This window comes from Actinoplanes siamensis (assembly GCF_016862395.1).
Classification (GTDB): domain Bacteria; phylum Actinomycetota; class Actinomycetes; order Mycobacteriales; family Micromonosporaceae; genus Actinoplanes; species Actinoplanes siamensis.
Genome location: NZ_BOMW01000037.1, coordinates 87901 through 99510 on the forward strand (window position 1 = coordinate 87901; position 11610 = coordinate 99510).

The following is an 11610-nucleotide window of genomic DNA, read 5'->3' on the forward strand; positions in this document are numbered from 1 at the left end:
GCACCGAGCGGCCGCGACCCGCACCGGACAACGACGCCGCAGGCAAGGGCCAGAAGGGCAGACCCATGGAGGCAACAGCATGACGACAGCGGTGCTCGACGCGCCCACCCACCTGGACGCGCCGCGGGGCGGGTCGTTCCTCGCGCTGATCAGGCACAGCGCCGCCCTCGCCAAGCGCAGCCTGATCAAGACCGTGCGCACGCCCGAAGCCCTGATCGACGTGACCATCCAGCCGGTGATCTTCCTGATGATGTTCACCTACCTGTTCGGCGGCGCCATCGCCGACGGCGACCGGCACGGCTACCTGCAGTTCCTGCTGCCCGGCATGCTGGGCCAGTCACTGGCGATGGGCAGCATCGCCCTCGGCCAGAACCTCAACGCCGACATCGAGAAAGGCGTCTTCGACCGGTTCCGGTCCCTGCCGGTGTCCCGGGCGGCGCCCCTGGTCGGCGCGGTGCTCGCGGACATCGTCCGCTACCTCACGGTGTGCGTGGTGATGCTCGGCTTCGGCGCCGTCATGGGCTTCCGGATCGAGACCGGCACGGTCGCCACACTCGCCGCGATCGGCCTGGCCGTCGGCTTCGGACTGTGCTTCGCCTGGATCTCGGTCTGGGTCGGCATGCTCGTGCGCACCTCGGGCGCGGTGCAGGGCGTGATGTTCCTGCTGGTCTTCCCGCTCTCGTTCGGCAGCGACGTGTTCGTGGGGACCGACACGCTGCCCGGCTGGCTGCAGGACTTCGTCCACGTCAACCCGATCACCCACCTGGTCGGCGCCGAACGCGGCCTGCTGATCAGCGGGCCGGTCGCCCACCACCTGTGGATCACCCTGGCCTGGATGGCCGGGCTGCTGGCGGTCTTCGTACCGCTCGCCCTGCGCGCCTACAACAAGCGCACCTGATCAGCTCTCGATCGCGCGCAACTGGCCCGGGTCCGCCCGGGCCAGTGCCGTGTTCGGGTCCAGGCTCCAGCCCGCCGCGTACGCCTCGGCGAACCCGTCCTCCCCCAGCGCTGCCCGGCCACGCCGGCCCAGCTCGGCCACCTGCAGATCGGTCGGATCGTGCGACCCGCGCAACCGGGCCGCCGCGCCCAGCAGCTGCGCCGCCTCCCGATGCCGGCCCAGCAGCTCCGCCAGCCCCGCCGCGCCCACCGCCACCAGCGACAGGATCGGCATGTCCCGGGTCTCCAGCGCCGCCGCGTACGCCAGCACCAGCGCCCGCTCCGCCCCGGCCGCATCCCCCCGGCGCAACGCCACCCACGCCCGCACCCCCTGGACGATCGCGATCCCGTGATGGCCGTTCAGCAACGCGAACTCCTCGCGCCGCAGACCCGCCTCGGCCTGCGACACCAGCTCCTCGGCCCGGTCCAGCTCACCCAAGGTGACCCGCATCCCGGCCTCCAGGCCGTCGATGAGCAGCATCATCTCCGGCGACGCGGCCCGCCCGGCCCGGGCCCGGGCACCGGCGAGCGCGGTCAGCGCCTCCTCCGGCTCACCTCGCCGCAGGTGCAGGTCGGCCCGACGCAGATCGATGAAGATCTCGTCACCCAGGTCCAGCGAGCCGAACTCGCCGGCCAGCGCCTTCGCCGTCAGCAGATCGGCAAGCGCGCCGTCCAGGTCACCCTCGTACTGCCGCAGCAGCGCCCGCAACGGCAGCACGGTCGCCTGACCCCACCTGTCGCCGGCCACCCGGAACCCGGCCAGCGCGTCCGAAACGTCGACCCGGACCTGCGCGATGTCCCCGTTGTTCTCCGCCACCTGGGCGCGGAACAACTGCGCCAGCGCCGACACCCACGGATCCGGGCCGGCCACCAGCTCGTCCATCCGTGCCTGGGCGGCCTCCCGCTCCTCCGCCATGAACAGCACCACCGCGGAGAGAGCGCCGGCCAGCCCGGGCAGCCTCGGATGCGCCATCAGCCGGTCGGCCAGCGCACGCAGCCGATCCTGGCGCTGCCGCACGCTCTCCGCCGCCATCAGCACCTCGGAGCTGACCCGGTTCAGCGTCAGCACCGCCTCGGCACAGTCCGCGACCAGCGGGTCCCGCTCCCCCGGCAGCCGCAGCGCCTCGTCCATCCAGAACGCGGCGTCGGCGTGCCGGCCGAACATCTGCCAATACCAGACCAGGCGCAGCGCCAGCCGGGTCGCGCCGTCCGCGTCACCCTCGTCGCACAGGTGACGCAGGGCGGCCAGGGCGTTGTCGTACTCCGCCCGCAGCACCACCAGCGCGTCCAACTGCTCGGCGGTCCGCAGCAGCGGATCGTACGCGGCGACCAGCTCGGACAGGTACCGGGCCGCCAGGCCCCGCGTCGCGGTGAGCGCCCGCTGCGCGGCGAGCTGGTCGATGCCGTACTCCCGCAGGGTCTCCAGCATCCGGTAGCGGCCGTCCGGCGCGCGCTGCAACAGCGACTTGTCCACCAGCGCGGCCAGCAGCTCCGGGATCGCCGCGGCCGGCACCCCGGAGCCGGCGCACACCGCGGTCGCCGTCCCCACGGTCACTCCGCCGGGCAACACCGACACCCGGTCGGCCACCACCCGCTCGTCGGAGGCCAGCAGCTCCCAGCTCCAGGCGATCACCGCGCGCAGCGTCCGGTGCCGCGGCAACGCCGTCCGGCTGCCCGTGGTGAGCAGCCGGAACCGGTCGTCCAGGCCAGCCGCCAGCTCCTTGAGCCCGAGCGTGCGCAGCCGGGCCGCGGCCAGCTCCAGCGCCAGGGGCAGACCGTCCAGCCGGCGCACGATCTGCACCACGTCGGCCACACTCGACTCGTCCACCGTGAACCCGGGCAGCACGGCGGCGGCCCGCTCGGCGAACAGCCGCACCGCCGGCGACTCCCGCGCCTCGTCCAGCCCGGCCTGCTCCGGGACGCCGAGCGGGCCCAGCGGCACCAGCGCCTCACCGTCCACCGCCAGCGGCTCCCGGCTGGTCGCCAGAATCCGCAAGCCGGGGCAACGCACCAGCAGCGCCGTCGCCAGATGGGCTACGGCGTCGATCAGGTGCTCGCAGTTGTCCACCAGGAACAGGCACTCACGCGCCGCGAACTGGTCCACCAGCACGTCGACCTCGGTGCGCCCCTCCGGCCGCAGCCCCGATCCACCCTCGAAGATCGCCGCGGCGCGCAACCCGGTCGCGGTCAGCACCGCCGCCGGCAGCTCGGCCGGCGCGGTCACCGACGCGAGATCGATCAGCCAGACACCGTCGCGGAAGTCCCCGCGCCGGCGCCGCGCCGCCTGCGTGGCCAGCCGCGTCTTCCCGGCGCCACCGGGCCCCAGCACGGTGATCAACCGCCCGCCGGCGAGCAGGTCGTCGACCCGGGCCAGGTCGGCCTCGCGGCCGATGAAACTCGTCAGCGGCTCCGGCAGGTTGCTCGCCGCCGGCGACCCCTGCGCCGGTACGCCCGTTGCCGGGCGGCCCTGCGCCGGACCGTCCCGCTCCACGCCACGCAGCAGGGCCAGGTGCTTCTCACGCAGCGCCGCCCCGGGATCCGCGCCCAGCCGGTCGGCGATCTCCGCCCGGACCCGCTCGTACAGCGCGAGCGCGTCCGCCTGCCGCCCCTGAGCGGCCAGGGTGTCCATCAGCAGCCCCGCGACCCGCTCGTCCAGCGGATGCTCCGCCAGCAGCCGGGTGAGCCGCCCCTCCGCCGCGTCGAACCGCCCGAGCAGCAGATCCGCCTCGGCGAGGTCGGCGAGCGCCGCGCCCACCGCCCGCCCGAGCCGCGCCCCGACCGCGCCGGCCACCACGCCGGCCTCGGCGGCGACCGGCCCCCGCACCAGCCCGGCGGCCTCCCCCAGCAGCTCCGCGGCCGCCCGCGCGGCCCCGGCCCGCAACTTCCGCCGCCCGCCCGCGGCCAGCCGCTCGAACCGGATCACGTCCACGTCGTCGCCGGCCACCGCCAGCCGGTACCCACCCTCGTCCTGGGTGACGGCGTCCGCGTCACCGAGCACCCGGCGCAGCCGCGACACCAGCGACTGCAAAGCGTTTGCCGGATCGGCGGGCCGGTCCAGCGGCCACAGCGAGTCCACCAGCACGGCCGCGCCAACCGGCCGACCGGCGGCCAGCGCCAGCCGCACGAGCAGGCCCCGCAGCCGCGCTCCGGGAACCGCCAGGTCGTCGTCCCCGCGGCCGACCCGCAACCCGCCGAACAGGCCGACCCGCAACCGCCCGGCGCGTTCCCCGTGCTCGCTCACGGTTGCGATCCTCTCGCGCCCGCACCACCCGGACCAAACCGGTCGACCGCGCGGCCTCGCGGCCGCAGCCCAGTCCTCCCCGCACCTCTCCTAGGGCTTCCTAGGAGGCTAGCTTGCCCGGCTGAGGATCGGACGGAGGGTGCTGTTCACCCGCACCGGCTCTCCACGCAGGAGCATGGCCTGCCGTCGATGCCCGGCAAGCACAGGATGTCGTGTGCGGACCGGGAGACGCCTCTCAGATCCAGCCGCACGCTCCCGGCTGGGCCACACGGGTCCCAGCGGGCTTTCGAGAGACCCTTCACAACCAGCCGGGAGGTGAGCGCTGAGCCGGGCCTGTCACGCGTGACCTGGGTCGTGGGAGACAGCGTCGCGCGAGGCAGGACGGGGCGGAGCAGCCGCCCGCGCACCGTCCCCTCCATTCCAGCAGCGTGCACCAGCGGTCACGGCGGCACCCGCCGATTGCGGATCATGCGGATCGGGTAATCGGAGATCAACGCTGATCGGGAGGAGGCCAGTCATGACGACGCCGCACGCCAGCATCGAACTGATCAAGCTGAGCGACAGTGACCAGATGGTCGGCGACCCGGCCGAGGACATCCGGGGACGGAAGGTCCACGACCGCGACGGCCACGACCTGGGCCGGGTCGACGACCTGCTGATCGACCCGGAGGAACACAAGGTCCGGATGCTGCACGTCGGGCACGGCGGCATCCTGGGCTTCGGGGCGAAGTCGTCCTACATTCCGATCGAGGCGATCCGGGCGATCGACGACGAGGTCGTGCACGTGGCCGAGCCGAAGCAGATCATCGCGGAGGCCCCGGTGTACGACCCGGCGCTGATCGACGCCACCGACTACTACGACCAGCTGTACCGGCACTACGGGTACCCGCCGTTCTGGAGCGCCGGCTACCTGTACCCCGGCTACCCGTACTACCGCATCTGATCGGCCCGGTGCCAGGAGCGCCACAGCGCCGCGTACGGCCCGCCGGCGGCGAGCAGTTCGTCGTGCGTGCCGAGCTCGATGATCCGGCCGTCGTCCATGACGGCGACCCGGTCGGCGTCGTGCGCGGTCTGCAGGCGGTGGGCGATGGCGATCACGGTACGCCCGTGCAGCACCGCCGCCAACGCACGCTCCGCGTCCCGGGCCGCGGTCGGGTCGAGCAGCGCGGTGGCCTCGTCCAGGATGACCGTGTGCGGCCCGGCCAGCAGCACCCGGGCCAGCGCGAGCTGCTGCGCCTGCGCCCCGTCCGGCGGCGCGAGCCCGAGATCGCGGTCCAGGTCGCCGGCCCAGTCCGCGCCGACCGTGGCCAGGGCGCGGCGCAGCTCGTCGTCGGGGGCGGGCACCATCAGGTTGTCGCGCACCGTCTCGCGGAACACGTGGTGCTCCTGGGTGACCAGGACGACCTGGCGGCGCAGCTGTTCGGGCGGCAGGCCGGCGATCGGCACGCCGCCGACCGTGACGCTGCCGGCGGTGGGGCGGTCGACGCCGGCGATCAGACGGCCCAGCGTGGACTTGCCGGCCCCGGACAGCCCGACGACGGCGAGGCGTTCCCCCGGTCGTACCGTCAGATCGATGTCGTGCAGGACGTCGCGGCCGGACTCGTAGGCGAAGCGGACCCCGCGGATCTCGATCCGGTCGTCCGCCGGTGCGGCCACCGGATCCGTGGCCGGCGCGTCCACCTCGGACAGGCCCTCCACCCGGGCGAACGACGCGGCCGCCGCCTGCAGCTGCTCGATCCGGATCAACAGCGTGTCCAGCGGGTTCACCAGTTGCCGCAGGTAGAGCACGGCCGCGCCGACCGTGCCCAGGCTGACCCGGCCGTCGAAGTGCAGCAGCCCACCGAGCAGCAGCACCAGCACCACCGGGATCGCGTAGGACGTCTCCACCACAGGGAAGAACACGCTGCGCAGGCCGAGAGTGATCAGCCTGGTCCGGCGGGTCTCGTCGATCGCCGCGTGCCCGGCGGCCAGGCGGCGGCCGGCCAGCCCGAACGCCTCGATGGTCCGCGCGCCGGAGGTGGTCGCGGCCAGCTCCTCGGCCAGCCGCGAGTTGGCCTCACCCTCGCGCAGGTAGGCGTCCCGGGCGCGGCGCAGGTACCAGCGGGTGACGAACCAGACGCCGGAGAGGCCCAGCACGCCGGCGACGCCGAGCACCGGGTTCAGCACGATCACCGCCACGACGATGAACGCCATCTCGACCAGGCCGATCAGGATCCGCGGCAGCACGTCGCGCAGGGTGGTGGCGACCGCGTCGACGTCGGTGGTGCCGCGCGCCGCGATGTCGCCGGCCGGGACCCGCTCCACCACCGAGGCGGGCAGGGCGAGCGCCCGGCGCAGGAACGTCTCGCGGATCCGGGCCGAGGTGCGCTCGCCGAAGCGGTACGCCAGCGCGAGCGCCCACCGGGACAGCAGCGTCTGGGCGATCGCGCAGGCCAGCACGGCCAGCGCCAGCCGGTCCACGGCGGGCACGCCACCGCCGGCGGCCACCGTGTCGATCACCCGGCCGAGCAGCCACGGCGCGCCCAGCCCGGCGATCGCGGCGAACGAGTTCAGCACGGTCATGGCGGCCACTGAACGCTTGTCCGCGGCGATCAGCCGCAGCGTGGCGCGCACGACCGGCCGTTGACCGGCGACCGGCAGCGCGGTCACCTCTCCGCCCCGAAGACGCGGGTCACCAAGGCACGGTAGCCCGGCTCGGCGGAGAGCAGCTCGCGGTGCGTGCCGGTGGCCGCCACCCGGCCGCCGACCAGGTAGTGCACGATGTCGGCGCGGTCCAGCAGCACCGGCGAGGTGGTCGCCACCACGGTGCCGCGGCCGGACCGGGCGGCGGCCAGGCGTTCCGCGATGGCCGCCTCGGTGTGCGCGTCGACGGCCGACGTCGGCTCGGCGAGCAGCAACATCTCCGGGTCGGCGTACAGCGCGCGGGCCAGCCGGAGCCGCTGCCGCTGGCCGCCGGAGAGGTTGCGGCCGGCCCACTCGACCTCGCGGTGCAGGTCGCCGGCGACGTCGTGGGCCACGGCGGTGTCGATCGCGACGCGGATCAGGTCGTCGTCCGGGTCGTGGCGGCCGGCAACCACCGCGCGCAGCGGGCCGGCGAAGAGGGCGGCCCCGTTCTCCGCGACCAGGATCCGGTCCCGGACCACCTGGCGGGCGACCCCGTCGAGCCGACGCCCGTCCCAGGCCACCGGCCGGCCGGTGGCGGGCAGGTAGTGGCCCAGCCGGTCCAGGATCTCGGCGGCGTCCGCCGGCCGGGCGCCGGCGAGGGCGGTCATCCGCCCCGGCTCGGCGACCACTCCGGACTCCGCGTCGTGCAGACGAGCCGGCCCGGGCGGCCCCGCCCCGCCCGCCGGATCGTCGAGCGGCAGATTCAGGAAGCCGGTCACCCGGCGCGCGGAGACCAGCCCGTACGTCAGGTCGAACCCGCAGAAGATCAGCACACTGACCGGGATCACCAGCATCGCGGTGTACCCGTAGACCGCGACCAGCTGGCCCGCGGTGATCTCGCCGGCCGCCGCCATCCGCGCGGCCACCCAGACCACCACCGCCAGGAACACCATCGGCAGTCCGTCGCCCAGCGCGTTCACCCAACTGGACGGGCGGCCCACCCGGTAACCCTGGTCGCGCAGCCGGGTGGAGTCGCGCACGTACCTGGCGAGGTGGGTGTCGCCGCCGCCGAGCCCGTTGAGCACCCGCAGCCCGCCGACCACGTCGACCAGCCGGGCGTTGAGCTCGCCCTGCCGCTCCCGGTACCGCGAGCCGGCCCGCTGGGTGCGCCCGAGCAGCGGCCCGACCAGCACGCCGAGCACCGGCACGCCGACCAGCACGACCAGGGTGAGCAGCGGCGCCGTGCGGTGCAGCAGGGTGGCGACGAACGCGCAGGCCAGGATCGCCGCGACGCCGACCCCGCCGACGTTCATCGCGCGGCCGATCAGCCAGACGTCGGAGATGCCGATGGTGACCACCTCACCGGCGGTGATCCGGCGAGGCAGCGCGGCGCCGAGCCGGGTGGCGTGGGTGAGCACCAGGTCGGCGGTGCGCAGCGCGGCGGCGATCCGCAGCTTGGTCATGCTGCGGTGGCGCATGATGCCCAGCCCGGCGCCGGCCACGCCCACCGCGAGAACAGCCGCGGACCAGGCGATCAGCGGACCCGGGCGGCGCGGGCTCAGGCCGCGGTCGATCGCCTGGGAGATGAGGTACGGCGTGGCGGCCAGGGTGGCGAACCACAGCGACCCGAACAGCGCGCCGAGCGCGACCCGGCCCTTCAGTTGCCGCGCCAACCACCACAGGTACTGCCCGGGTCTCCGCTCCACAACGGACATCCTGCCTTTTCCCGGCAGCCGCCCGGAACCGATTAATCCAGTGCCCGACGCATCCGCAGGCTACGGATGTGGTCGTCCTCCCGGGAGAGATCGGCCTGCACGGTCTCCACCGGCTGGAAGCCGCGCGACCGGTAGAACCCGATCCCGGCCGCGTCCCCGAGGAACACCGACAGCCACACCTCGGTCCCGCCGGCCCGGCGGATCTGCTCGGTCACCCGGTCCAGCAGCAGGGTGCCGAGGCCCCGGCCACGCTCCGCCGGGTCCAGGTAGATCAGGTGCAGCTCGCCGACACCCGGCCGGGTGAGCCCGCCACCGGCCGCGCCGAGCACCCGGCCGTCCTCCTCGGCGACCTGGTATCCGAACCACTTCGGCGGGTCGGCCGGCACCTGCCGGGCCACCCGGTCCGCGCCGAAGTAGATGCCGACGGTCCGGTCGATGTAGCCGGCCGGCAGCACCTCACGGAACGCGACGCGGTACGCAGTGGTGCAGATTTCCGCGATCCGGGTCGCATCGACGCTGGTCGCGGAGCGGGCAACGGCGGTCAACGATGTTCGGGTCACTCGCACACCCTAGATCAACGTGTGAGCTGCCCGGAAAGATCACCGATCCGGCCCCGCCCCCGGTCAGCCGTCGTCCCGCTCGCCGATCCGCGGCGTCCCGCCGACGCAGGCCAGCTTCACCCTCACCCGGTCGTGGCCGTCCCGGACGGAGCGGAACTCACCCTCCTGGGCGCTCTGCTCGTGCACCGCGAACCCCTGCGCCGGCGACATCGAGACGATCTTCCGGCAGTCGGCGACCACCGTCCCGCCGCGGGTCCGGAACGAGCTCTCCTGGCCGGTGGTCGCCGGCGCCGGGCCGATCGACGCCTGGGGACCGCGCGACGGCGTCGCGGGCACCTCGGCCAGCTCCCGCTCCACCTGCGCCTCACTGATCGCGTCGTCCCGGTCGGTCAGCCCGACCAGACCGATCCCGACCACCCCGACCAGCACGGCGAGGATCGCCGCGACCACCCACCCCGCGACGATCACCATGCGCTGCCCGAACGAACTCACCCGGCCACTATGCGCCGGGCCGGGCTAAGCCGCCCCCGGGACACGGCTAAGGGACGGTTAAGAAAGGCCGGGGGCGCCCGGCGAGCGGATACCGTGCAGCGGTGGCGAGACTCCTGTTGATCGAGGACGATCCGGCTATCCGGAACACCCTGCTGCGTGCCCTGCGCGAACGCGGGCACGCGGTGGCCGCGTCGCCGGCCGCGATGGACGGCCTGCAGACCGCGCTGGCCGAACGACCGGATCTGATCGTGCTCGACCTGGGCCTGCCCGACCTGGACGGGCGGGAGCTGCTGCGGATGCTGCGCGCGGTCAGCCGGATCCCGGTGATCGTCGCGACCGCGCGGGACGAGGAGACCGAGATGGTACGGCTGCTCGACGCGGGCGCCGACGACTACGTGGTGAAGCCGTTCACCGCGGCGCAGCTGGACGCCCGGATCCGGGCGGTGCTGCGGCGCGGCGCCCCCACCGGGGAGGCCGAGCCGGCGCTGGCCGTCGGCGGGTTGCGGATCGACGTGGGCGCGCGGGAGGTGACCCTGGACGGCGCGCCGGTCGACCTCACTCCCCGTGAGTTCGACCTGCTGCACCACCTGGCGCAGCGGGCCGGGCAGGTGGTCACCAAGCGGGAGCTGCTCAGCGAGGTGTGGCAGGTGCCGTACGGCGGCGCCGACAAGACGGTCGACGTGCACCTGTCCTGGCTGCGGCGCAAACTCGGGGAGACCGCGCAGGAGCCGCGCTACCTGCACACCGTGCGCGGGGTCGGGGTCAAGCTGAGCGAGCCGGCGTGAGGGCACGGCTGACGCTGCTGGTCGCGGCCACCACGGTGCTGGTGCTGCTGGCCTTCCTGGTGCCGATCGCGCTGCTGCTGCGCCAGGCCGCCCAGGACCGCGCGCTGGGCCGGGCGAACGCGGTGGTGCAGGCGATCGTGCCGCTGGCCGGGGGCGACCCGCGGGCCCTGCGCCTGGCGGTGCCGGCCGCCGCCGTACCGGTGACGGTCTTCCTCCCGGACGGCACCACAGTGGGCGAACCGGCGGCCGCGACCCCGGCGGTCCGCCTCGCCGTGGCCGGCAACCGTGCCATCACGGTGGCCACCGGCGACGGCCGCGAAGTGGTGGTCCCGGTCGTCGGCACGGCCGGGACCAGCGTGGTCCGCACGGTGGTCACCGAGGCCGACCTGACCCGCGGCGTGTCCCGGTCCTGGCTCACCCTGGCCGGCCTCGGCGTCGCGCTGCTGCTGCTCGGCCTGTTCGTCGCCGATCGCCTGGCGCGCGCCATCACCGCGCCGATCACCCAGCTCAGCGAGGTGTCGCACCGCCTGGCCGGCGCGGAGCTGACGGCCCGCGCCGCCCCGGCCGGCCCGCCGGAGCTGCGCGAGGTGGCCGGCGCGCTGAACCACCTGGCCGGCCGCATCCAGGAGCTGCTGGCCGCCGAGCGGGAACGCGTCGCCGACCTCTCGCACCGCCTGCGCACGCCACTGACGGCGCTGCGCCTGGAGGCCGAGTCGCTGCACGACCCGGAGGAGTCGGCCCGGGTCGCCGCGGCCGCCGACGGCGTCGCCCGCGCGGTCACCGCGGTCATCCAGCAGACCCGCCGGGCCTCGTCGGTCTCCGCGGCGCACTGCGACGCGACAGCTGTGGTGGGCGACCGGGTGGCCTTCTGGCGTGTGCTGGCCGAGGACACCGGCCGCGCGGTGACCGAGTCGCTCCCGGACGGCCCGCTCCCGGTCGCGGTGGCCCCCGACGACCTGGCGGCGGCCCTGGACGCGCTGCTGGGCAACGTCTTCGCGCACACCCCGGACGAGACGCCGTTCGCGGTCACGCTGGTCCCGCGCCCGGTCGACGGCGCGATCCTCACGGTGGCCGACGAGGGCCCCGGCTTCCCGCCCACGGCCGTCCGGCGCGGCCGCTCCGGCGGCGGTTCGACAGGCCTGGGCCTGGACATCGCCCGTCAGGTGGCGACGTCGTTCACGATCGGCGACGCCCCCGGCGGAGCCGTCGTCACCCTCCAACTCCCCGGCGCGTGACCCGAAGCGGCCACCTTTCCGGTGACCGGTGGTCACCGGGGC

At 74.6% G+C, this 11610-nt stretch carries 9 protein-coding genes; 4 read left to right on the plus strand and 5 right to left on the minus strand.

What is annotated here, in order from left to right:
- Window positions 1–79: 79 nt before the first annotated feature.
- The gene (locus Asi03nite_RS20730) at window positions 80–898 is read left to right on the plus strand and encodes an ABC transporter permease (RefSeq protein ID WP_203682075.1); all 819 of its coding nucleotides are present in this window, start codon (window positions 80–82) and stop codon (window positions 896–898) included.
- On the opposite strand, the gene Asi03nite_RS20735 is transcribed toward Asi03nite_RS20730, so the two are convergent.
- Window positions 899–4177 (minus strand): AfsR/SARP family transcriptional regulator, encoded by a 3279-nt coding sequence (locus tag Asi03nite_RS20735; RefSeq protein WP_203682076.1) that lies wholly within the window; start codon window positions 4175–4177, stop codon window positions 899–901.
- A gap of 517 nt (window positions 4178–4694) precedes the next feature.
- Between Asi03nite_RS20735 and Asi03nite_RS20740 the strand changes: the two genes are divergently transcribed.
- A complete protein-coding gene (locus tag Asi03nite_RS20740; RefSeq protein ID WP_203682077.1) occupies window positions 4695–5120 on the plus strand; it encodes a PRC-barrel domain-containing protein in 426 nt (141 codons plus the stop codon).
- Here the strand turns inward: Asi03nite_RS20740 and Asi03nite_RS20745 are convergent.
- From Asi03nite_RS20745 to Asi03nite_RS20760, 4 genes are all read right to left on the minus strand, one after another.
- Window positions 5108–6826, minus strand: a complete 1719-nt coding sequence (locus Asi03nite_RS20745) for an ABC transporter ATP-binding protein (protein ID WP_203682078.1) — start codon at window positions 6824–6826, stop codon at window positions 5108–5110. The genes Asi03nite_RS20740 and Asi03nite_RS20745 overlap by 13 nt on opposite strands.
- Complete coding sequence (locus tag Asi03nite_RS20750; protein ID WP_239102811.1) at window positions 6823–8487, minus strand: ABC transporter transmembrane domain-containing protein; 1665 nt, start codon at window positions 8485–8487, stop codon at window positions 6823–6825. The genes Asi03nite_RS20745 and Asi03nite_RS20750 overlap by 4 nt, the downstream gene beginning before the upstream one ends.
- A 41-nt stretch (window positions 8488–8528) precedes the next feature.
- Window positions 8529–9056 carry a GNAT family N-acetyltransferase gene (locus Asi03nite_RS20755; protein WP_203682080.1) on the minus strand — a complete coding sequence of 176 codons (528 nt, stop codon included), beginning with the start codon at window positions 9054–9056 and terminating at the stop codon, window positions 8529–8531.
- 63 nt (window positions 9057–9119) lie between these two features.
- A complete protein-coding gene (locus tag Asi03nite_RS20760) occupies window positions 9120–9548 on the minus strand; it encodes a hypothetical protein (protein ID WP_239102812.1) in 429 nt (142 codons plus the stop codon).
- A gap of 101 nt (window positions 9549–9649) precedes the next feature.
- Here Asi03nite_RS20760 and Asi03nite_RS20765 point away from each other — a divergent pair, with 101 nt between their 5' ends.
- Together Asi03nite_RS20765 and Asi03nite_RS20770 are read left to right on the plus strand one after the other, a co-directional pair.
- Window positions 9650–10333 (plus strand): response regulator transcription factor, encoded by a 684-nt coding sequence (locus tag Asi03nite_RS20765; protein ID WP_203682081.1) that lies wholly within the window; start codon window positions 9650–9652, stop codon window positions 10331–10333.
- Window positions 10330–11568, plus strand: coding sequence for a HAMP domain-containing protein (locus Asi03nite_RS20770; protein WP_203682082.1), 1239 nt, complete (start codon window positions 10330–10332; stop codon window positions 11566–11568). The genes Asi03nite_RS20765 and Asi03nite_RS20770 overlap by 4 nt, the downstream gene beginning before the upstream one ends.
- The last annotated feature ends 42 nt before the right edge of the window (window positions 11569–11610 follow it).